Origin of the sequence: Nonomuraea sp. 10N515B, assembly GCF_052245915.1 — a bacterium.
Lineage (GTDB): Bacteria > Actinomycetota > Actinomycetes > Streptosporangiales > Streptosporangiaceae > Nonomuraea.
This window is the reverse complement of sequence record NZ_JBQQBQ010000003.1, coordinates 222,385-242,994: the sequence shown is the minus strand read 5'-3', so window position 1 is coordinate 242,994 and position 20,610 is coordinate 222,385. Positions and strand designations below refer to the sequence as shown.

Here is a 20,610-nt window from a genome sequence, read left to right as displayed (position 1 = left end):
ATGCCCTCACGTGAGGGGAAATCCCGTGGTGCGGCACACGTTAGCGCGCGTTCAGAAACTTTGTCCAGCACAGATGTTCAGAGCTGGCGAGCGGCTGCCACCAGGCCTTCCGCGGTGGGCGTATCCGTGACGAGCTGCTTGAAGTAGCCGCCCCTGGCGCCGGCGACGATCGACAGGACCTTCTCCGCGCCCACGGCCACCGCGATCACGGCGGGGATGCGGCGCAACTCCTCCAGCTTCGTGGCCACCAGCCGCTCGCCGCCCGGATAGGTGATCGGGGCGCCGTTGCGGTCGTAAACCCGCATGCACACGTCGCCCACGGCCTCGCGCAGGCTGTCGGCGTCGCGCGGCATGAGCGAGGGCACCATCTGGCGCATCAGCGGCGGCGAGCCGACGCCGACGATCGCGCACTTGGCATGCGCCCACAGGTCCATGACGCGGCGTACGGACGGCTCGTGCTGCAGGGAGTAGAAGAGTTCGGGGCCGGGCAGGGCAGGGGCGTAGAGGTAGGCGGGCACGCCGCCGACGCGTTCGGCCAGGATGCGGGTGGTCTCGTTGGTCTGGAACCAGGGCTGCGGCTCCTCCTGCCCGCCGACCGCGGGCGCGATCGTGACGCCGGGGAAGCGGCCGAGCCCCTCGCGGGCGCACTCGTAAACGGTGCTGCCGGAGGAGACGAGCACGACGTCGCCGGATGCCAGGCCCACGGCGGCCAGCGCGCGGGCCACGCCGGGCGCCAGCCAGGGGCCCAGCGCCGGGCCGCTGACCTTGGGCACCAGGAAGACGCGCTCCAGGCCGAGCGCCTGCGCGACCTCGTCGGCCAGCGGGCCCTCCGCCAGAGCGGCGGGACGGTGCACCTTGATCTCGACGATGCCCTGCTTGCGCGCCTCGGTGAGCAGCCTGCTGACCGTCGCCCTGGAGACGCCGAGCCGCTGGGCGATGTCGCCCTGCGTGGCGTCCTCCATGTAATACTGCTGCGCCGCCGCGTACATCAGCTCATGCGGGAACCTGGCCTGCTGCGCGTCCGGGGCGACGTCGGCGGCATTCATGCACGCGCTCCTCGTGAACAAGCTTGCTGAACTGATGTGCAACGACTATACCCGTGTGCTCTCCGGAGAGAAGGCTAGTCGTTGATCATGATCAGCGGGCCGGCTGCGGCGCGGGAGACGGGCGCAGCACGCCGGCCAGGGCCAGCGCCACCAGGATGCCCCCGCCGCCCGCGACCGCGATCGCGGGGCCAGGCCCGATCGCCTCGCCCAGCACCCCGACCAGGGCCGCGCCGACCGCCTGGCCCGTCATCAGCCCGGCGGACTGCAGCCCGAACGCCTGCCCGCGCACCTCCTCGGGCACCGCGTCCACGAACCGCCGCTGCAACCCCAGCTGGTACGCCAGCCCGGCCGTCGCCACCCCAGCCAGCACGGACGCCCACACCACCTCCGGCCCGAACGCGTAGCCGATCCAGGGGATCCCCAGGAGCAGTGCCAGGGGCAACGACAACCGCTCGCGCAATGTCGGCGCCGCGAAGCGGCCGACCGCGAACTCGCCGACCGCCATACCGGCCGCGGCCGCCGCCAGCACCACCCCGGCCTGTCCCTCCCCGCCCATGTACGGCACCACCATGGCCTCGGCCCCGGCCAGGCACACACACGGCACCCAGCCGGCCAGCAACAGCCCGCGAACCCGACCGTTGGCCAGCAGTCGCCGGTTGACCCGCAGCGTCTCCCGTACCGCACCGCCGTTGGCCGCACCCCGCGCCGGCCCGTACGGCAGCCCCACCCGCAGCACCACGGCGGCCACGACCGACAGGCCCGCGGTGACCGCCAGCGCCCCGGAAGGCCCGGCGAAACCCAGGAACGCGCCCCCGACGGCCAGCCCGGCGATCTGCGCGCTCGCCGAGGCGACGTTGAGCACCGAACGCCCCAGCACGAACGCGTCACCCGGCAGCACCTCGGGCAGCATCGCCGCCCGCGCCGCGAAGAACACCGGCGAGAACAGCCCGGTGACCAGCACGAGCGCCAGCAGCCCCCACACCGGCAGCCCCGCGTACGCCAGCAGCAGGCACGTGACCGCCCTGACCAGCTCGCCGGCGATCATCAGCGCCCGCGGCGGCATCCGGTCGGCCAGCGACAACAGGAACAGCCCGCCCAGGATGAACGGCAACCACCCGGCCATGTACGCCGCGGCCGACAGTCCTGGAGAGCCGGTGCGCTCGTAGACCAGCACGGCCAGGGCCAGCATCTTGATCATGTCGCCGGCGATGAGCAGCACGAAGCTGCCGAACAGCACCCGGAACTCCCTGACGGCGAACACCTCGCCGAACGTCGCACCCTTCATGGGACCGATGCTGCGAGCGCCACAGCCATCGGGCGACTTTTTCGGATATAACCGAAAGGTGGTCGTGAGCATCGAGGTCACTCCGCAGGACCTGGTGGCCAGCAGGTTCGCCATCTCGCCGCTGATCGAGACCATGCACGCCCAGTGGGTGCTTGCCGGCCGGGCCGAGGCAGGCGTACACGGCCAGTGGGTCCGGCGGTGGCGGGAGACCTACCGCGAGGTCGTGCGCGATCATCCGGCGCTCCGGGCGGCCGGGGCGATCAGCGGCAACATGGGCGACGCGAACGTCGACTTCATCGCCCCTCCGCCCACGGCCGTGGACGTGCCGTTCGAGGTAGAGCTGTCGTCCATGCGCGCCACGCCGCTGGAGCAGGCGCACGAGGAGATCGCCAGGGTCCTGGCCGAGCGGCGGGTTCCTGACTGGGTCAGGGATCTGCTGCTGGGTCCGGACGTGGTCGAGCTGCTCGCGGACGCGTACGAGGCGCTGTGGACGGAGATCATCTCCCACGAGTGGCCGCGATTCCGGGCGATCCTGCAGCGCGACGTGGCCCAGCGGGCGGGACGGCTGGCCGCCTATGGCTGGGAGGCGGCCCTGGAGGATCTCAGCCCCCGCGTTCACTGGCAGCGCAGCGGGCGCATCGAGCTCGAAATGAAGTCGATCAGCGGGCCCCGCAGGCTGGGCGGCAAAGGGCTGCTCTTCCTGCCGTCGGCATTCATGCGCACCATCGCCGTCTACCTGGAGGACGCGTGGCCGTACGCGATGATCTACCCCGCCAGGGGCATCGCGGCCGCTCCACCGGTCCCCGACGCCGACCTGTCGTCGCTGATCGGCCGCAGCCGCGCGCGCATCCTCGCCGAGCTGGCCGAGCCGGCCACGACCACGCAGCTCGCGGCCCTGCTCGGGCAGAGCGTGGGCACCACGGGCGAGCATGTCGCGGCGTTGCGCAGGACGGGCCTGATCATCGGCACCCGTACCGGGCGCAGCGTCCTGTACGTCCGCACGCCGCTCGGCGACGCATTGATCAAGGGAGCTCACCCGAGCCGCGGGGAATGAGGCGGACCGGGAGCTGGATGTGTTCGGGAGGCCCCACGTCGCCGCGCAAGCGGCGGAACAGGAGCTCGGCCGCCACCCTCCCCATCCAGGACGGATCCTGCGCCACGACCGTCACCCCAGGCTGGAGCAGGTCGGACAGCTCGAAGTCGTCGAAGCCCACCACCGCGATCGGCCGGCCGGCCAGCGCCCGCAGCGTGGTCACGGTGTAGCGGCTGTTGCCGGTGAACAGCGCCGTCGGCGGCCTGTCCAGGGCGAACATCCTGTCCAGGTCCGCCCGCACCCCCTCCAACGTGGGCGGGCGCATGGAGACCAGCCGCGGGTCGTACAGGCCGCCGAGGGCCTCCCGGTAGCCGCGGTGCCGCTCGGCGGCGGTGTAGATCGCCAGGTCGTCGCCGAGGAAGGCGATGCGATGATGCCCGTGCCCGAGCAGGTGGCGGATCGCCTGCTCGGCCCCGCCCGCGTTGTCGGCGAGCACGGTGTCCACGTCGAGCCCCGCCCCCGGCGGCCGGTCCGCGAACACCACCTTCGTCCCCGCCTCCAGCTCCGGCCGCAGGTATGTGTGGTCGTCCCCGGCCGGCACCACGATGAGCCCGTCCACCCGGCGGGTGAAGAACGTCTCGACCAGCTCCCGCTCCCTGACCGGCTCCTCTCCGGACGAGCCGGTCAGCAGCAGGCAGTCGTGACCGATCACCACGTCCTCCACGGCCCTGCTCAACACCGAGTAGAACGGGTCGGCGACGTCCTCGATGACCAGCCCGACCGTGGCCGTCCTGCCCCGGCGCAGCACCCGCGCGCTCTCGTTGCGGCTGTAGCCCAGCCGGTCGATGGCCGCGCGCACCCGCTCGGCGGTGGCCGGGTGCACGCCCGGCTCGCCGTTCACGACGCGCGAGACGGTCTTGAGCGCCACGCCCGCCGCCGTGGCGACGTCCTTCATCGTCGGTCTCACGCCAGGATCATGTCTCACCAGGTAGGGGACAGACAACGTTGTCAAGGCGGCTGTGCCAGAGTGGTCCCCTATGTCGTTGAGATCCGCTGTGCTCGTGGCCGGATTCATCCTGGCCGCGCTCAACCTGCGGCCCGCCATCGCGGGCGTCTCCCCGCTTCTCGACGAGATCATGAACGATGTCGGCCTCTCGCCCGCGGGCGGTGGCGCGATCACCACGGTCATGGTGATCTGTCTGGGCGTGTTCGGCCCGGTCGCGCCGCTGCTCGCGCGGCGCATCGGGCTCGACCGCATGCTGCTGGCCGGGCTGCTCGTCATCGCCGCAGGCGTCGTGCTGCGAGCTCTCGGCGGCGCGCCGGTGCTCTACCTCGGCTCGGCCCTGGCCGCCACCGCGATCGCCGCCATGAACGTGGCCATGCCCGCCGTGGTCAAGCAGCACTTCCCGCTCCGGATCAACCTGATGACGGGCGTCTACGTCTCGGCAGTGGTGGCCGGCGCCGCCACCGCCTCCGCTGTGATGATCCCCCTCGAGCACGCCACCGGGTACGGCTGGCGCGGCGTCTCGGCGCTCCTGGCCGTGCCCGCCCTGCTCGCGGCGCTGCTCTGGCTGCCCCAGGCCCTCGCCAAGCAGGCCGGAGCGCAGAACGGGCCCAGGCCGATCGGTATGGTCCTGCGCAGCCGCGTGACCTGGTACGTCACGGCCCTCATGGGCCTGCAGTCGCTCACCTTCTACGTCGTCCTGGCCTGGCTACCGACGATCTTCCTGGACCACGGCCTCCCCGCCGACCAGGCGGGCTACCTGCTCAGCCTCACGAACCTGGTCCAGGTCGCCACCGCGCTCGCGGTCCCGGTGCTGGCCGGGCGGCGGGCCTCGCAGGTGCCGTACGTGGTCGGGGCGGGCCTGCTGACCGTGGCCGGTTACCTCGGCGTGCTGCTGGCCCCGTTGGCCGCGCCGTGGCTGTGGATGATCGTGCTCGGCGTCGGCCAGGGCGCGTCCTTCGCGCTTGCGCTGCTCATCATCGCCCTGCGACCGGCCGACCCCGCCACGGTGACCGCGTTGTCGGCCGTGGCCCAGTCCGTCGGGTATGTGATCGCGGCGCTGGGGCCGATGGTGTTCGGGCTCCTGCGGGAGGTCTCCGGCGGCTGGTCGGTGCCCCTGATCGCGGTGCTGGGGGTGCTGGCGGTGCAGATCTTGGCTGGCTGGTTCGCCGGCCGCCCTGCTACTTTAGGTAAGGCTAACCTTTAGGGGAGGGTGTTCCAGCGTGCTGACCGAGGCGCTCCAGCGTTTGGCCGACGGGCGCGGCGGGGTGATCGGGGTCGAGCTCGGCCTCGTCGTCGAGCCTGACCCGAGCTGGACGCCGGTCGCGGAGTTGCTGCGGGAGCCGTACACGCTGCTGGACGGGCTGATCGACGAGACGGCCGGGCGCTGGAACGCGCCACGCCACGTCGGCGCGGCGTTGTTCTGGAAGACCTTCGCCTACTGGCACACGTTGCCGATGGCGCTCGGCTGGGCGCTGGACCGGCGGGTGCCGATCATGCGGCTGCCGGAGACCTATTTCAAGCCGTCCGGCGCCGGGGTGACGATCGCCGCTACCCGCGTGACCTGGGACTCAGGCGCGGAAGCCATCCGTGAGGCGCTGGCGGAGTCGCAAGAACCCCTGGTCCAGGCCATCAACGCGCGGGCCAAGGTCGGGGAGCGCACGTTGTGGGGCTCCACGGCGGAGGCGTTGGCCCACCCGCTGACGGCCGTCGTGCCCGGCGACTACATGACGTTGCTCAGGGAGATCGGCCGGCCGGTCGACGGGCTGGTGGAGCCCACGGACGACGGATACTTCCGCAGGACCTGCTGTCTCTGGATCACGCTTCCCGACGTCGAGCCCTGCGGAAGCTGCTGCGTCCTCAGGCCACGGCATCGTCCAGCGGCCTGAGCTCGTCGGCGTAGCTGACGGAGACGCGGCGCATGACACCGGTGCCGTCGATCGAGTATTGCCCGAGCCGCCACAACGGTGGCGAGTAGGCGTGGATGGACACGCTCTGGTCCACCGCGCCGGTCAGCCGGTGAATGTGGTCGGGCCCGAACGAGAACGACTGTCCCTCCGGCATCACCGTCTCCAGATGCTCGCCGCCGATCCGCGGGTTGCACTCCAGGAGCGCGCCCTTGACCACGTGCACGGCCCCGGAGGAGATGTCGTGGTCGTGCCAGCCTGTGTCGTCCTCGGGGCGCCAGCACAGCACCCAGACGTCCACGTACGCGTCGCGGTGCAGCGAGGCGAAGTGCCGGCCGCCGTCCCCGGGGAACGCCACCAGGTCGCGCCACTCCTCCGGGCGGGCGGCCAACTGGTCCACCAGGTCGCGCAGCTCGCGCCGGTCGAGCGTGCGCTCCGGGAGCGTGGCACAGGTGCCCCCGTCCTGGATCTGTTTGGTGCTCACTTGCGAGGCTCCTTTCCGTTGAGAAGGCGACGGGGGTTGGTCACGCGGATGGCGTGGGCGGCCGCGGCGCCCAGGCCGGGGTCGGGTGCGGTGGCGTAAGGGGCGTCCGAGCCGTTGACCACGACGTCGATGCCCAGCTCGCGGACGATCGCGTCGATCGCGCGCGGGCCGTAGGAGGAGGTCTCCACGAAGACGTTCCTGTCGACCAGGCCGCGGACGGTCCCGCCCCTGGTGATCAGGCGTTCGGCGTGCAGCGGCGCCAGGCCGGCCAGCAGCGCGAAGCACACGCGCAGCCGCGGGTGCCTGGGCCTGACGACGGCGCGGAAGTAGTGCCACGCCTGGTGCATCTGCTGGACGTACGGCACGAGCGCCGGCCACCACGGCGGCAGGCCCTCGGCGACCTTCGCCGGACCCGGGTGCACGAACAACGGCAGGTCCCGGTCGGTGAGCACCTCCAGCAGCCGGTCGTCGGGCACGGCGGTCGCGGGGATCTGCAGCCCCGCGCAGCCCCGGTCGAGGTCCTTGGCCAGTCGGTCGGGGTCGGGCTCGCTGTGGCAGGTGGCCGCCCAGGCGCCGAACGGCTCGCCCAGGGCCAGCGCGCCGTCGTGATAGGCGTCGAGCACCGGCCAGCACTCCTCCGGTGGCAGGAACTCGATGCCCAGCGGGCTCGACAGCGACACCAGCGCCAGCTCCAGGCCGGTGGGGTCGCGGTGCTCATGGTCGGCCGGATCCACCTCGTACGGAGGCTCGCCGTCGAGGATCAACGTCCACTCGTCGAGGCAGGGCGGGGAGGTGCGGGCCCGCAGCGCGTCGACGAACGACCCTGTCCACAGATGCTGATGCACGTCGATGCCCACGCCCACACCTCCCTGTATTTCCTACAAGTATTGCAGGCAAACCCTTCACCTGCGAATCGAGGCTTGTGAACCGCTTCAGTGATTCGTTTCAGTGAACCGCTTCACGTAGGATCTGTCAATGGGTCACCCCGGTGCGCGGCCCGTCCGAGCTGCCCGATTTCTTCGGGAAGCTACGGAGAATTCACGCCCCTGGCCGGGTATGCCTACGGCGGAAACCCGAATCTGTCGGTGCCACACAATAGGCTGGCTGAATGCCTCGCAAGAGAGCCACGATCCGTGAGGTGGCTCAGGCCACTGGCCTGTCACCGGCGGCTGTCTCCTACGCACTACGCGGCCTGCAAGTGTCCGAGGAGACGATGGAGCGGGTGCGCGCCGCGGCCGCCGAACTCGGCTACGAGGCCGACCCCATCGCCAGGGCCCTGGCCAGCGGACGCACGGGCATGATCGGGCTGCTCTGCGGCTCGCTCGAGGACCTGTGGCAGCAGTCGCTGGCGGTCGGCATCAGCAGGGGGCTGCGCGAGAAGGACCGCTACGCCCTGATCCTCGACGCCGTCGGCGACCCCGCCAGAGAGCGGGCACTGGCCCAGCAGCTCCGCGACCAGCGGGTGGACGGCATGATCGTCCAGCCGCTCGATCCTTCCGCCGCGTTCTGGAAGGAGTTGTGCGAGTCGCTGCCGGTCGTGGCGATCGGCGACTCGCTCGCCGGCACGGCCGGGGAGGTGATCTTCGACAACCGGAAGGGGGTGACGCTGGCGCTGGAGCACCTGCGCGCCCTGGGGCACCGCAGCATCGCCGTGCTCACCCCGACCAGGGCCAGCACGCCCGACCGTCCCGCCGACGTGCACGTCACGGCCGAGGCCGAGCGCCTGGGGCTGGACATCGAGCTCACCACCGCCCCGCACGGCCTGGCCGGGGCCACCGCGGTGGCCCGCGACATCCTCGCCGACGACAAGCCGAGCGCGGTGTTCTGCTTCGCCGACTCCATCGCGTACGGGGTCTACGCGGCGGCGCAGGAGCTGGGGCTGTCGGTTCCCGGCGACGTGTCGGTCATGGGCTACGACGCCCACCCGATGTCGGGGCTGCTTACGCCGGGGCTGACGACGGTGGACTGGGACATCGACGGGATCGTGCGGGCGGCCGTGCGGCTCATCTCGGCGGCGGCCGACGGCGCCACCCGCCGGCGCCGCATCGTCCAGGCCCCCACCCTGAGGGAACGCGGCTCGGTCGCTCAGCTCTCCTGACCCCCGCCCCCCAGGCTGCCGCATGTATGGCCGGCACGGTCTGACGGTGGGCACGGTCTGACGGTGGGCGGTGGCGTTCGCCGGGCGGAGCGTGGGTCCACGGGCGTGGATGGCGCCGGGCGTGTGGCGCTCGCGGCGGTCAATGCGTGTGGTGGGCGGTGGAGGTGGTCAGGGCGCGGCGTGCCTCCTCCAGGTCGTCGGTGAGCGGCCGGTCCGGGGGAGGGGTGTTGAGCGCCCGGGTGGCGGCGGCGCGCTCGCAGGCCAGCACGAGCTCCAACGGCTCCAGGCAGCGCAGGGCGTGCCGTGCGGCCTGGGTGGCGAAGCCGGCGTGATCCTCGACCCCCAGGGAGATCACCGCGGTGCCGGTCGTCACCGGGTTCGCCAGGTGGCGTAGCTCGGTCAGGGCGTCCTGGGCCACGTACTCGAGGATCAGGACGCCGGAGGCCCCGGGACGGTCGGCGAGGAAGGGGTGGCGGCCGGTGTAGACCGGGTCCATGAGGGCGGCCAGGCGGGCCGTGCTGAGCTGGGCCGTCTGCACCAGCGCGGCACGCAGCGCGTCCAGCGCCAGGGCGACGGGAGAGGAGTGGAAGTTGCCGTTGTGCCAGGCCAGGGAGCCGGCCATGAGCGGGTTCTCGGCCGCGGCGTTGAGGTCGATCTCGACGGTGGCGGCGGCCCGGTCGAGGGCGTCCACGGCGGCGCCGTGCACCTGGGCGAAAGCGCGGAAGCCGTACGGGTCCTGGATGCGGGCGGCCTGCTCCCTGGCGAGCAGCCCGCGCAGGCGCGCGGCGACGGCGGCCTGGCCACGATGCGGTCGGGCCTCCTGTACGGCGGCGGCCAGCGGCTCGGCCGAGGCCGCGACCGCGGTGAACGACAGGGCGGCGACGTCTACGGCGGCCCCGAGCAGGAGACGCAGGCGATGGCAGGCGATGGCGGCGTCGGCCAGGGTGGCCGCCCCTGAGCTGATGAACGGCAGCGCGTCGCCCGAGGTGAGGGGATAGCGGGGAGGTGGTGGTGTCCCGTCGCGGCGTTCCTGCGCGGGCTCGTGGTGCCAGGGGAGTTCGCCGAGCAGGCACAACGCCGTGGTGGCCAGGGCCGTGAGGTCGCCGGTGCCGATGGCGCCGTACGTGCGGATCGGCGGCGTGAATCCGTGGTTGACCGCGTCGGCCAGCACCGGGAGCACCGCCGGGTCGATGCCGGAGCCGCCGGCGAGCAACTGGTTGAGCCGGACGACGAGCATCGCCCGGGCGCGGGCGGGCTCGACCGGCGCCCCGGCGCCGCACGCATGGCTGCGCAGCACGTGCAGGCCGGGGGCCTCGATGGGGACGTCCTTGCCGGCGCCCACGCCGGTGCTGCGGCCGTAGACCGGGCCGGTCAGCTCCTGAGCGGTGACCCACGCGGCGCGGGCCCGATCGAGGGAGGCGATCGCGACCCGGGCCCGGCCGTACGCGGCCTCGTGGACCTGCGCGCAGGTCAGTCCGGCGCCGTCGAGCAGCACCATCGGAAGGTCAGTCGTTGTCGGGGATGAACAGCCCCAGCAGCCAGCTCACCACGCTGACGATGATCGCGCCCCAGAACGCGGCCGGGTAGAAGTTGTCGACCTGGAAGGGGATGTCGAACTGGCCCGCGATCCAGCTGGTCAGCAGCAGCATGGCCGCGTTGATCACCAGCAGGAACAGGCCCAGTGTCAAGACGATGATCGCGCAGCCCAGCGCCTTGACGATGGGTTTGACGATCGCGTTCACGATGCCGAAGATCAGTGCCACGAGGAGCAGGACACCCCAGTATGTGGCCGAGTTGGTGGGAGCGTTGACGTCGATGCCGTCGATGAACTGCACGGCCACCCACAGCGCCGCTGCCGCCGCGAGGGTTCTGATGATGAATCTCACGCTGGTTGATCCTCCCACTTGCGATCGGCGCCGCGGTAGAGGCGCAGTCAGAACGATGCCCGGTCGTCACCGTTGGTAGTCACCGGTTATCGCTGCCCGAACTCGGGGAAGAGGCGTGCAGGGGAGGGAGCGAGATGGACGCGAACGGGCTCGAGTCGTTGCCGGCGAACGAATTGCACGATCGTGCGGTGCGGTATGCCGTACGCCACGGTGACCTGGGGTTCTTGTGGGACCTGCTGAAGGTGATCCCCGCCGCTGAGGCCGCCACCGGTCACGAGACCGACGCCGACCTCACCAAGGTGTCCGCGTTGCTCAGCGACGCCATCGCGGCGGGGGAGGGCGAGCTGGGGGAGGCGCTGCGCCCGGTTTATATCGAATATCTGCGTAAGCATCCCGACGCCTAGCCCGCCATGCGGGCCTCCGCGCCGCTGTACGCCGCGAAGCCCGGCGTGCTGAACTCCTGGCCGTCGCGGCCTGCGATCAGGGTCTGGTACGGGCCGGACTCGGCGAGGCGGACCGCGTAGCGGCGGGCCAGGAGGGGGCCCATGGCGTAGATCGCGGTGGCGTACGCGTCGGCCACGCCCAGGTCGGGGCCGATCACGGTGACGAAGCCGAACCCCTTCTGGACCTCGCCGGTGCGCGGGTTGACGATGGGAGCGCCGCCCGAGGTGGCGATGCCCAGGTCGTGAGCGAAGACGACCTTGCGCACCATGTCCTTGCGCGGATCCCGGACGCCGATGCGCCAGCGCTTGCCGGGGGCGGCCGAGCCGCGCACCCGGATGTCGTTGCCCGCCGTGAGGCGATGGTCGACCGCGCCCGCGTTGCAGAGGGCGCGGGAAAGGCGCTCCAGCGCCCATCCCTTGATGTAGCCCGATGGGTCGGTCACGCCGTTGATGCGGGGCTCGAACCAGCCGTCGGTGGCCTCGCTGAGCTCGTCGCATCGGTGCAGGACCTCGATGAACTCCGGGATCTGCTTGATCGTCTGGCCTCTGTTGAGCCGGCCGATCTGGCTGTCCTCCCTGACCGGGCTGAAGGTGTCGTCCACCCACCTCAACCAGGCGAAGGCGTCATCCAGCAGGGGCGTCAGCTCCCGTGCCGGGAGGGCGGTGCGGATGTCCACGCTGACGGGCATGCCCATGACCATTTCGACACGTGCGCTTCCTGGGAAAGTCGTCACCTTGCCTCCTTGTCCGCAGACCACCGTTGCAGACGACGCGTAATGTGGGGCTAAACCCTTTGCCGGGATTTGAGATGAATTTGTGACTTCGGGATTGCAAGGCGTGACAGCGCGCCGCCGACGTACCGCTTGAACTGCCGCGGACCGGCCACCACTACGTCCCGCTCGGCGATGTCGGGAATCTCACGACTCAGTCCGGAAGCGCTCAGTTGCTCCTTGGCCCGCGGATCGTGCTCCTTGCCGACGACGAGGATGAGCTCGTACCTGGCCTCCAGGTCCCGGAGCTCATCGGTGGGGTGCTCGGTGCGGTAGATCGCGACCGTGTCCGTGGCGCCGGCCAGGCGCGCCCGCAGCGCGGCCGGGTCCAGGTCGGTGGCGATCAGCAGGGAGCCCCTGGTCGTGTGGGGGACCTGGTGGCTCCAGACCGCCATCACGGCCGCCGCCGTGTACAGGATGAGGGATCCCGCGCGGCTGAGGCTCGTCACGTACGCGGTCGAGCCGAACTGGTGTGCCACCAGCAGCGCGCCCGCCAGGTAACCGCCGAGTCGCAGACGCTGCTTGGCTTCCTCGGTACGCAGGTAGTCGGCGGCCTTGACACTGAGGAAGCCGAGCGCCACGAGCAACCCCGCGGCGGCGTAGGCGGTGGGAGTCCACGGGTATCCGAAACCCGGCTGGATCGCACCGAACTCGGCTACGGCGACCCCGCTCCAGAACAGGACCGGGCCGTGTTGCGCATTCGCCTGGCTTGCCATGGTGACCACCATGCTGAAGGAACATGAAAGGTTGCTGAGTAAGGTCTGAAACATGGCTAATGTGCGAGTTGAGCGGACCGAAGATGGCGGGTTCCGGGCAGTGAACGGCCGCGGCGCCGAGGTGCGGATCGGCGGTGGGAAGGACGACGGGGTGTTCTCGCCGGTGGAGCTGTTGCTGGCGGCGGTGGGAGGCTGCAACATCGTGACCGTCGAGCCGCTCACCGCCCAGCGGGGGCACCGGCTGCTGCGGCTGGCCATGACCGTCGAGGCAGAAAAGGTGGAATCGAACAAGCTGGGCCCGGTGACGGTCACGTACGACGTGGAGGTGCCGTCGGAGAAGGCCGATGAGGTGTTCCGGGCCGTGGCGGGGCGGGTGCACGACAAGTACTGCACGGTGAGCAGGTCCCTGGGTGAGGGCACGGAAGTTCGGCTGGAGCTGTCCCCACCAGACGAAACAGAGTCGGATTAAACAGATATTCGACCCCGTTATGACGCGACCGTTGCATTCGTCTCGGTAGCGTTGTAGCAGGTCAGGAGCTCTGCGACTGACTGAGGACCTTCACCGAAGCGGACGCGGAGGGGGACCGCGGGCCGCTAGTGCGGGACCGCCGACGTTTTTGGGGGAAAGCGTCGGCCTGGACCGCCGCCGATCGGGCCGGGCAGCTTTGGGGGAACTGCCCGGCCCGATCTATGCGTATCCTCCGGTTCCGTGAAGAAAGTTCTCATTGACTGCGACCCCGGCATCGACGACGCCCTCGCCCTGGCCCTGGCCGCCGGATCCCGTGACGACTTGGACGTGGTGGGCGTCACCACGGTGGGCGGCAACGTCGACCTCCCACTGACCACGGCGAACGCGCTGGCGCTCAGGGAGTTCCTCGACCTCGGCGACGTGCCGGTCACGCCGGGCAGCGCGGGCGCGCTGCTGCGGCACACGGTGCGCGCCACCGCCGTCCACGGCGTCACCGGACTCGGCGACGCGGTGTTGCCGGCGCCGCTGCGCGGCACGGCCGATGGGCACGCGGTCGACTTCATCGTGGACACGCTGCGGGCCGCGCCCGGCGAGATCACGCTGGTGGCGGTGGGCCCCCTGTCGAACGTCGCCCTCGCCGTGCGGCGTGAGCCGCGGGTTGTCGAGTGGGCCCGCGACCTGGTCATCATGGGCGGCTCCTACACGCGCGGCAATCACAACCCCGCCGCCGAGTTCAACATCCTGGCCGACCCGGAGGCGGCCGCGATCGTCTTCGACGCCGGGTGGACGGTCAAGCAGCTGGGCCTCGACGTGACGCTGTCCGCCGTCGTGACCTTGGACGTGCTGGACCGCATGCGGCCGCTCGGGCGGCTGGCCGAGCTGCTGGTGCCGGCCGCGCAGTCGTACATGCCCGTGACGGCCGAGAGCGGGCCGGCCATCCACGACGCGTGCGCGGTGGCGTACGTGCTCGATCCTTCCCTCTTCACCTGCGTCCCGGCCGTGGTGAACGTGGAGACGAACGGGTCCTTCACGCGGGGGATGACGGTGACGGACTTCGAGGTCGGGGACCGGCGGGCGAACGCGCTGGTGGCGACGTCGCTGGACGTGAAGAGGTTCTGGGACCTGGTGTTGGGGGCGTACGAGCGGCTGGCCGCCCGGCTCGGCTGACGTACTGGGCACTGAGCGGCGGCTGATACAGTTACACCTGTCGCGCCGCTAGCTCAGTTGGTCAGAGCAGCTGACTCTTAATCAGCGGGTCCGGGGTTCGAGTCCCTGGCGGCGCACAGCGAAAATCCCAGGTTGGATCTGTTCCGACCTGGGATTTTTTGTTTGGCGACTATGCCAATCGGGTCAAGATCGCGATTGCGGACTCGAAACGGGCTCGAACGCGGAGATCTTGGTAATTCCATGATCGGAACGCCCCGTTAGGCCCTGGACACTCCGTTTAGGTTGGTGGGAGCCAACGTTCCACCAGATGGCGGGGGATGGCGGCGTCGACGTGCCACAACTGGCGGGCTGGATCCCACCGAGCGGGCATCCCGGCCGCTCGGGCCACTTGCTTGAGGTCATCCTTCTCGTGACGGGGCGTATCGAGGTAGAGGCGGCCGTCGGCGACGACGCCTGGTGCGATGTGGCCGTCACTGGATGTCTGTGGGGTGGGGGTTCGGGGCGGCCAGGGGCGGGCGGGGCGTTCCATGCGGGCGCGTTCGACGATGTGTTGGACTCGCTGGCAGGAGGTCGGGTCGGTGATCCGCATCATCAGGTCGGTGGGGCCGATGTTGGCCAGGAGGTTGAGGGAGCCGTGCCACAGCACGGTTTCATCGAGGATGAGGACCTTCTCGTGCATGCGTTCACGCAGGTTCACCTGGCATCCGGCGCTGCGGAGCTCGTTGACGAGGTCGTCTCTGCGCTGATCCTGCGTCTGGTCGCGGGTGTGGATGGTGACCTGGACACCGGCTTGCACGCGGGGGCCGAGGTGGCGCAGCCAGGTGCGGACGGGAGCCGGGTCGAGGAAGGCGCAGTAGATTTCGATGGTGCGCTCGGCGCGGGCGATGTCCCAGGCGACGGCGCGTGCGACTTCGTCGGCGGGGAAGAACGCGGGTCGGGCGAGCTCTTCTTCGGGTAGTCCGGCCAGGTCGGCCGCGCTGCGGAAGGGCACGAGATCGTCCACCGACAGCCGATGAGCGCGTCGTTCCAGGTGGTCGAGCATGCGGGCGGCTTCGCTGGAGGGGTTGAGCTTGGCATGCAAGAACTCGGTGTCGGCTACCAGGATGAGGTGGTCCTGGGCGCGGCTGAGGGCGACGTTGAGCAGGCGGCAGGTAGAAGAGGACAGGCCGAGACCCTCGTAGAAGTAGCCGACCTTGTTTCCGGCTCCGGCCACCGTGTCGATGATCACGAGTGGGCGCTGGCTGCCTTGGAAGCGGTGGACGGTGTCGACGAGTCCGTGGTAGGTCTGGCCGAAGCGGTAGGTCAGGCTGTCGCGGAGCGCCTTCACCTGAGCTTTGTACGGGGCGATCACCGCCATGCGGCTGGTGGGCTGCTCGTCGGCCGACAGATCTGTCCATTTACGGGCGGGGAAGATCTCGTCGTACTGCAGACCGCGGATCAGTTCGTGGATGACGGCCTCGTGTACGGTGTTGGTGGTGTGGGCGTCGGCGCGGGACCTGGGGTTGGGCAGACGGCGTGCGGCGGTGTCGATGAGGATCAGCGGCCCGTCCAGGAGGGGCGAGTGGGGAAGGCTGCCACGGTCTCCTCGTCCGGTGCGGAGCGGCGAGTCCGGGTAGGCCACGGCATTCACGATCTCGCAGATCGCAGGGCGCATCCGGTATTGGGTATCCAGGCACACCATGCGGGGATCGGCGCGCTGGGCCGTACCGGAGACGTCGACGAGTCCTGCCAAGCTGAACGGATCGCGGTCCATCCACAGCCGAGCATGCTCCTGGTCGCTGGGCGAGGCCTTGCGGTCGCCGGAGGCCTTGGTCACTGCGGGCAGTTGCCGGAAGTCTCCGGCGAGGATGAGCCGGCGGGTGGCGAGCCCGGCCGCGCACCAGGCTGAGGGTGTGTTGACCATCCCGGCCTCGTCGATGATGACGACGTCGATCGAGTCCATGAGCTTGCGTGACTGCACCGCCTTGGCCACCGTGGTGCCCATGACCCGGCAGTTCGCGCGGACCACGTCGGTGATCTTCTGGAGGTCCTTCTGGAGCCGCGAGAGGTGCTGCTGCAACTGGTCAACGGCATCTTGGAGCGGGCCGCGGGGCGGGATCGTGCGGAGGCGCGCTCGCAGGGCGAGCACCTCGGTTTCGGTCCTGGCTGCCTCGGCTGCGTAGCGTTGCTGGGCGGCATGAGCGGCGGGCAGTTGCTGATCGAGGGTGGTCAGCTCGTGCTGGCGTTCCCACCGCATCAGGCCCAGGTGGTCCAGCTTGTCCTGCTTCCTCTTGGCGAAAAGCCCGGAGGGTGCGCCGAGGCTGTGGATCTCTCGGTCTATCTCGCCGATCGCGGCATGCTGTAGCTGGATCTGCTGCTGGAGGAAGCCGAGGTGGCGATTGGCGTCCCCGCACTGGGTGCGGAGATTCACCAGCCGGGTCTCCGCCTCCGCCGCATCGGCATGGACGGCGAGATCTCGGCGTGCCGCCTCCAGCCGCTCACGGATATCGGTGATCTGCACGGTGATGGAGGTCGACAGTCGCTGCGTGATCTGGGTCGGGTCGATTTTGTCGCCGAAAGCGGCTGCCAGTGAGGCCAGTTCGATCTCTCCGGCGCGTTGCACGAGTCCTGTGTCGAAGCCTTGCTCGTCTGACAGCAGCATGCAGATCCGTTCCAGGGCCTGATCGACGGCTACCTTGGTCGGGGCCACGAACAGCACCTGGAGTCCTTGCCGGTAGCAGCCCTCGACGATGCACCCGACCACGTCGGTCTTTCCGGTGCCCGGTGGCCCCCAGATGAAGGTCAGTTCGCTGCCAAGTGCCTGCTCGATCGCTCGTCGTTGCTGGTCGTTGAGCGTGCGCTCCCGGTAGCCCCGGATGAAGCGCTCGGGGGTGGCGCAGTGGTCGATGCGTGGTCGCGCCTGGCCGGTCAGCCAGGCTGTGGCGGTCAGGCTGACGGGGCTGTTACTCCCGGCGGTCGATTCCAGCCTCTCGATGACGGTTTCCCATCCGGTTGTCTCGTCCTCACGCACCTGCGCGTTGCCCGGTTGGCTACCGAGGTCGGCCACGGTACGGACCCTGACCTTCCCGTCGGGCATGCGGTGGACCTCGGCGGGTGTCCAGGCGTCGCGAGAGCTGGACAGACGGATCAGTTGCCGCTCTCCGGCGAACCAGTCCTTCCATGCCTTACAGGCAAACAGGTACTCATGCCGCTCTCCGTGCTTCCCGACTCGGCGTCCCGCCGACAACGAGAGCTTGTCCCCGTCACCGTCGCTCCGTAGTTCCGCGGCGACCTCCAGGCGTACGGCTCTCAAGAGCTCATCTACGGGGAACGGCTTGCGCTGCGGACCTGTCATCGCGCTCCCTGGGGATGAGGAGGTCAACCTGGCAATGCGGATCAGGACCTTACCCACGCCCGGCTCGGCACGCACTCGATCACGTGTTCAGGTGATTTCGGGCCGTCACAAAGCTCGTGGAAGGGGCAGCGTGCCGGAGTGGTGAAGACACAAGTAAGGGCGGCCACCATGCGCGGCCGCCCCTACCGAGACCTTCCTATGGGTGCCGTGCCGGGCTGCCCACGGATGACCTCGACGGTCAGTTGATGCGCCTTGAACGTGGCCACGAGATCCGCGCTGATCTGGCCGGGGGTCCCACTTCGGGTGGTGAACAGGTCGATGTCTTCGGAAGGTCGGTCGCCCATGCCGTGAAGCTGCACGGCGAACCCGCCTCCGAGCACGAATCCCCGGTCCGCCACGGTGCCGAGCGCGATCCGGATGAGCCGTTCCTGTAGCTCGTCCATCAGGCCACGCGCGGGCTGGGCCGGAGATTCCTCAATTCCGGGAACCGGTTCTCCCAGAGAGCGCGGACCTGCCGGGCCGGGATCAGGTCGGCCCATCGGCGCAGGAGCAGGTTGCGGTTGAGCAAGCGGCAGATGTCGTCCTCGACGCCTTCTTCAAGCACGATCTTGTAGAGGGCGGCGCAGTCGTATTCGTCGTCGAGGTCGAACTCGCGGCGGCCGCTCCAGGCCAGGTGGTGGTCCAGCACGACAACGCCGTGCTCGGGCCCGCGCAGTTCGCTCAGCGCGTCTGGCACCGCATACGGTTTGGTGTCTCCGTAACTGAAGGGTGTGCTCCGCGTACCAGCCATAGCTCAAGTGTGCCTGATCCAATTGGCAGGAGGCGTTGACACCCCCACGGGTGAGCTGAGGCAGTCACCCGGCCAGGACGGTATTCGGGCTCCGCGCGGGCTCGGACGCCGTACGGGGCTGCGGTGGCATTCGGCAGGTCCCGGCGCACTGGCCCACGATGAGATCGTGTAAGCAGCGTTCCTCGGCCACTTCCGTAGGTTCTCCCACCTGACCTGTGCGATCAAGTGGCCGATGAGCCGCTCAAGGGCTGCGCTGCGAAAGGTCACGATCAGGATGCCGACCGCTGGTATACCGTGCTGGAGCCGGTGATCGCGGCGCAGGTGGCAGATCCCTGCGGAGCGGATCCACGGATCTGCTGAGGAGCGCGCCCGGCGCGCTGCCGCCGAGAAGGCATCGCGCGAGGCTCGGCGCGCGAGGGCCGATCTGGACCTGTTGCGGCGGCCGGCCGACGGCGTTCAAACGATCGACTGAACTGCAACCGGAACGACCACTGCCCGTAACCGTCTTTACGCCCAAACAGCGCCGCGCGTAACCCGGAATGTCATAACCTGCCGAAATGCTCGATCAACTTCTCGACGACCTGGCCCAGGCCGCGGAGGACCGGGACTCCGCACGCTTCTTCGACGTCATGCCGCGGCTCTTCGCCGCGGCCGAAGGCGCCGACCGGCAGACGCTGTCCGCCGTGCTGGCGCGGCTCAGCGGACTCTTCGAGCGGGTCCCGTCCGGGATCGGCGCCCGCCTGGGCGTGTTGTGCGGCGCCCTGGCCGAGCGCGGCGCCGACCCGGCGCCGGCGGCCGAGCCGCTGGTCAACGGGCTGAGCGACTGTCTGGAGCTGGCCGGTACGTTCGCCGCGGCGTGGCGTACGGCGACGGGCGAGGAGCCGCCGGAGCCCGTCGACGACGACTACGGTTGGATCCCGGCGACGGCGGAACGGCTGACGGGGGCGGCGCTCACCCGCGAGCAGGCGATCGTGCTGACCGACGCGTGGACGCTCGCGCACCTGTGGGCCATGCCCGTCATGTCGATCCTGCAGCTGTCGCCGCAGGTCAGGGCCGCACTACCGGGCCGTGAGCGGCTGATCGCGGCTCTGGGATCCGTGCTCGACGAGCGCGCCGACCTGGAGTTCCTCGCCGGGCTGCTGCGGGTGCTCGACGGCGAGCGGCTGATCGTGCTGCACCGAGAGAGCGGGCGCGGCTACGAGGTGCTGATCAGCGGGATCGGCGACAACTTCCAGCTGCACACGCTGCTGGCCGGCGCGCTGAGCGGCCCGGCCGCCGACGGGCTCCTCGAAGGGGTACGGCCGGACCCGGCGTGGGTGCGGGCCGCCGCGGACGGGCCGGTGGAGCCGGGCGCCGAGCCGGTACGCGGCCAGTTCAATCTGGTGGACGCGAACGGCAAGTGGATCTGGAACGAGGGCCGCCCGGCTGACATCCCCCGCCTGGACGGCGTACGCGTCGTGGTCCTCGACCCGCCGCCGTACGCGCGGACGTGGAGCCCCGGCCGGATGTACCCGATGATGCGCGGGGACGTGCGCCTGCGTCGCATCCTGCCGCAGGAGGAGGCGGCGGCATGGCTGGCGAAGGTCGCGCGAGGTGGGATAGACCGGAGCGCCTAGCGCGGAGCCGGAGCCTTTGCTATCTTGAACACGCACGATAATCAATCCTGTACACAATGAAGTCGCAAGGCGGCCGGGCCGGTCGTCTCAGGGCGCGGAGACCTCCAGACGGTAGTCGGGTCTGTGAAACGCCAAGCACCCCATTCCACGATCTGCGGCGTCTTCGCCGCGGGTTCCTGCCGAAGGCGGGATGGGAATCCTCGTCGTCCACGGCTAGGTGCAGGTCAATGCGGCGCCTCTGGGTAGGGTCGAATTAGGAGGTGGTCGTCGTGGATTACAAACAGTGGAACGTACAGATCTGGATCAGCGAGGATGACGCCGACGCTCTGACCACGGCCACGGCGGTGTTGTTCACGCCGGACGGCAAGCGGCACGAGAGCGTGGCGCACGCCCGCCGCAACCCGGTCGACCGGCCAGTGCCCGGGATCGGGGACGAGCTGGCCGCCGGGCGGGCACTGTCGGAGCTCGCCTCGAAGCTGATCGAGGACGGCGCGAAGGACGTCGCCCAGATGGCCGGCACGGCTGGACGGGCCGGCGCGACCTGATCTGTAGGCCTGGCCGGG

Annotated in this window: 21 protein-coding genes and 1 tRNA gene; 10 read left to right on the top strand and 12 right to left on the bottom strand. The window is 70.0% G+C overall.

What is annotated here, in order from left to right; all coding sequences use genetic code 11:
• Positions 1 to 77 precede the first annotated feature (77 nt).
• Both ACTWQA_RS05660 and ACTWQA_RS05655 read right to left on the bottom strand, forming a co-directional pair.
• Entirely contained in the window at positions 78 to 1,046 is a 969-nt protein-coding gene (locus tag ACTWQA_RS05660) for a sugar-binding transcriptional regulator (RefSeq protein ID WP_443158220.1), read from the bottom strand.
• 91 nt (positions 1,047 to 1,137) lie between these two features.
• Positions 1,138 to 2,331, bottom strand: a complete 1,194-nt coding sequence (locus tag ACTWQA_RS05655) for an MFS transporter (RefSeq protein ID WP_443158219.1) — start codon at positions 2,329 to 2,331, stop codon at positions 1,138 to 1,140.
• A gap of 64 nt (positions 2,332 to 2,395) precedes the next feature.
• Between ACTWQA_RS05655 and ACTWQA_RS05650 the strand changes: the two genes are divergently transcribed.
• The gene (locus tag ACTWQA_RS05650) at positions 2,396 to 3,385 is read left to right on the top strand and encodes a DUF5937 family protein (RefSeq protein WP_443158218.1); all 990 of its coding nucleotides are present in this window, start codon (positions 2,396 to 2,398) and stop codon (positions 3,383 to 3,385) included.
• Here the strand turns inward: ACTWQA_RS05650 and ACTWQA_RS05645 are convergent.
• Entirely contained in the window at positions 3,354 to 4,331 is a 978-nt protein-coding gene (locus ACTWQA_RS05645; RefSeq protein WP_443158217.1) for a LacI family DNA-binding transcriptional regulator, read from the bottom strand. The genes ACTWQA_RS05650 and ACTWQA_RS05645 overlap by 32 nt on opposite strands.
• A gap of 70 nt (positions 4,332 to 4,401) precedes the next feature.
• On the opposite strand from ACTWQA_RS05645, the gene ACTWQA_RS05640 reads away from it, so the two are divergent.
• Entirely contained in the window at positions 4,402 to 5,574 is a 1,173-nt protein-coding gene (locus tag ACTWQA_RS05640; protein WP_443158216.1) for a CynX/NimT family MFS transporter, read from the top strand.
• A 16-nt stretch (positions 5,575 to 5,590) separates the two neighbouring features.
• The gene (locus ACTWQA_RS05635; protein ID WP_443158215.1) at positions 5,591 to 6,256 is read left to right on the top strand and encodes a hypothetical protein; all 666 of its coding nucleotides are present in this window, start codon (positions 5,591 to 5,593) and stop codon (positions 6,254 to 6,256) included.
• On the opposite strand, the gene ACTWQA_RS05630 is transcribed toward ACTWQA_RS05635, so the two are convergent.
• Both ACTWQA_RS05630 and ACTWQA_RS05625 read right to left on the bottom strand, forming a co-directional pair.
• A complete protein-coding gene (locus ACTWQA_RS05630; protein ID WP_443158214.1) occupies positions 6,228 to 6,758 on the bottom strand; it encodes a cysteine dioxygenase in 531 nt (176 codons plus the stop codon). The two genes, ACTWQA_RS05635 and ACTWQA_RS05630, sit on opposite strands and share 29 nt — an antisense overlap.
• Positions 6,755 to 7,615 carry an amidohydrolase family protein gene (locus ACTWQA_RS05625; RefSeq protein ID WP_443158213.1) on the bottom strand — a complete coding sequence of 287 codons (861 nt, stop codon included), beginning with the start codon at positions 7,613 to 7,615 and terminating at the stop codon, positions 6,755 to 6,757. Before ACTWQA_RS05625 ends, ACTWQA_RS05630 begins: the two co-directional genes overlap by 4 nt.
• 251 nt (positions 7,616 to 7,866) lie before the next feature.
• On the opposite strand from ACTWQA_RS05625, the gene ACTWQA_RS05620 reads away from it, so the two are divergent.
• The gene (locus tag ACTWQA_RS05620) at positions 7,867 to 8,856 is read left to right on the top strand and encodes a LacI family DNA-binding transcriptional regulator (RefSeq protein ID WP_443158212.1); all 990 of its coding nucleotides are present in this window, start codon (positions 7,867 to 7,869) and stop codon (positions 8,854 to 8,856) included.
• 139 nt (positions 8,857 to 8,995) lie between these two features.
• Here the strand turns inward: ACTWQA_RS05620 and ACTWQA_RS05615 are convergent, their stop codons facing one another.
• Both ACTWQA_RS05615 and ACTWQA_RS05610 read right to left on the bottom strand, forming a co-directional pair.
• On the bottom strand, positions 8,996 to 10,354 hold the full coding sequence (locus ACTWQA_RS05615) for an aromatic amino acid ammonia-lyase (protein WP_443158211.1): 1,359 nt from the start codon (positions 10,352 to 10,354) through the stop codon (positions 8,996 to 8,998).
• A gap of 7 nt (positions 10,355 to 10,361) precedes the next feature.
• Positions 10,362 to 10,742, bottom strand: coding sequence for a phage holin family protein (locus ACTWQA_RS05610; RefSeq protein ID WP_443158210.1), 381 nt, complete (start codon positions 10,740 to 10,742; stop codon positions 10,362 to 10,364).
• 134 nt (positions 10,743 to 10,876) lie between these two features.
• Here ACTWQA_RS05610 and ACTWQA_RS05605 point away from each other — a divergent pair, with 134 nt between their 5' ends.
• Complete coding sequence (locus ACTWQA_RS05605) at positions 10,877 to 11,146, top strand: hypothetical protein (RefSeq protein ID WP_138664138.1); 270 nt, start codon at positions 10,877 to 10,879, stop codon at positions 11,144 to 11,146.
• Here the strand turns inward: ACTWQA_RS05605 and ACTWQA_RS05600 are convergent.
• Complete coding sequence (locus ACTWQA_RS05600) at positions 11,143 to 11,919, bottom strand: FAD:protein FMN transferase (protein WP_443158209.1); 777 nt, start codon at positions 11,917 to 11,919, stop codon at positions 11,143 to 11,145. The genes ACTWQA_RS05605 and ACTWQA_RS05600 overlap by 4 nt on opposite strands.
• 50 nt (positions 11,920 to 11,969) lie before the next feature.
• A complete protein-coding gene (locus ACTWQA_RS05595) occupies positions 11,970 to 12,671 on the bottom strand; it encodes a hypothetical protein (protein WP_443158208.1) in 702 nt (233 codons plus the stop codon).
• Positions 12,672 to 12,723: 52 nt separating this feature from the next.
• On the opposite strand from ACTWQA_RS05595, the gene ACTWQA_RS05590 reads away from it, so the two are divergent.
• The 3 genes from ACTWQA_RS05590 to ACTWQA_RS05580 all read left to right on the top strand — a co-directional run bounded on the left by ACTWQA_RS05590 (position 12,724) and on the right by ACTWQA_RS05580 (position 14,423).
• Positions 12,724 to 13,140, top strand: a complete 417-nt coding sequence (locus ACTWQA_RS05590) for an OsmC family protein (protein WP_305916558.1) — start codon at positions 12,724 to 12,726, stop codon at positions 13,138 to 13,140.
• 240 nt (positions 13,141 to 13,380) lie between these two features.
• A complete protein-coding gene (locus ACTWQA_RS05585) occupies positions 13,381 to 14,307 on the top strand; it encodes a nucleoside hydrolase (protein WP_443158207.1) in 927 nt (308 codons plus the stop codon).
• A gap of 42 nt (positions 14,308 to 14,349) precedes the next feature.
• A tRNA-Lys gene (locus tag ACTWQA_RS05580) sits at positions 14,350 to 14,423 on the top strand.
• A 161-nt stretch (positions 14,424 to 14,584) separates the two neighbouring features.
• Here ACTWQA_RS05580 and ACTWQA_RS05575 read toward each other — a convergent pair.
• From ACTWQA_RS05575 to ACTWQA_RS05565, 3 genes are all read right to left on the bottom strand, one after another.
• Positions 14,585 to 17,641: an AAA domain-containing protein gene (locus ACTWQA_RS05575; protein ID WP_443158206.1), complete on the bottom strand. Its 3,057-nt coding sequence runs from the start codon at positions 17,639 to 17,641 to the stop codon at positions 14,585 to 14,587.
• Between the two features lie 182 nt (positions 17,642 to 17,823).
• A complete protein-coding gene (locus tag ACTWQA_RS05570; RefSeq protein ID WP_443158205.1) occupies positions 17,824 to 18,084 on the bottom strand; it encodes a nucleotidyl transferase AbiEii/AbiGii toxin family protein in 261 nt (86 codons plus the stop codon).
• Positions 18,084 to 18,377, bottom strand: a complete 294-nt coding sequence (locus ACTWQA_RS05565; protein WP_443158204.1) for a hypothetical protein — start codon at positions 18,375 to 18,377, stop codon at positions 18,084 to 18,086. The genes ACTWQA_RS05570 and ACTWQA_RS05565 overlap by 1 nt, the downstream gene beginning before the upstream one ends.
• Positions 18,378 to 18,988: 611 nt before the next feature.
• On the opposite strand from ACTWQA_RS05565, the gene ACTWQA_RS05560 reads away from it, so the two are divergent.
• On the top strand, positions 18,989 to 20,047 hold the full coding sequence (locus tag ACTWQA_RS05560) for a hypothetical protein (RefSeq protein ID WP_443158203.1): 1,059 nt from the start codon (positions 18,989 to 18,991) through the stop codon (positions 20,045 to 20,047).
• A 269-nt stretch (positions 20,048 to 20,316) separates the two neighbouring features.
• Positions 20,317 to 20,592, top strand: a complete 276-nt coding sequence (locus tag ACTWQA_RS05555) for a DUF1876 domain-containing protein (RefSeq protein ID WP_305916555.1) — start codon at positions 20,317 to 20,319, stop codon at positions 20,590 to 20,592.
• The last annotated feature ends 18 nt before the right edge of the window (positions 20,593 to 20,610 follow it).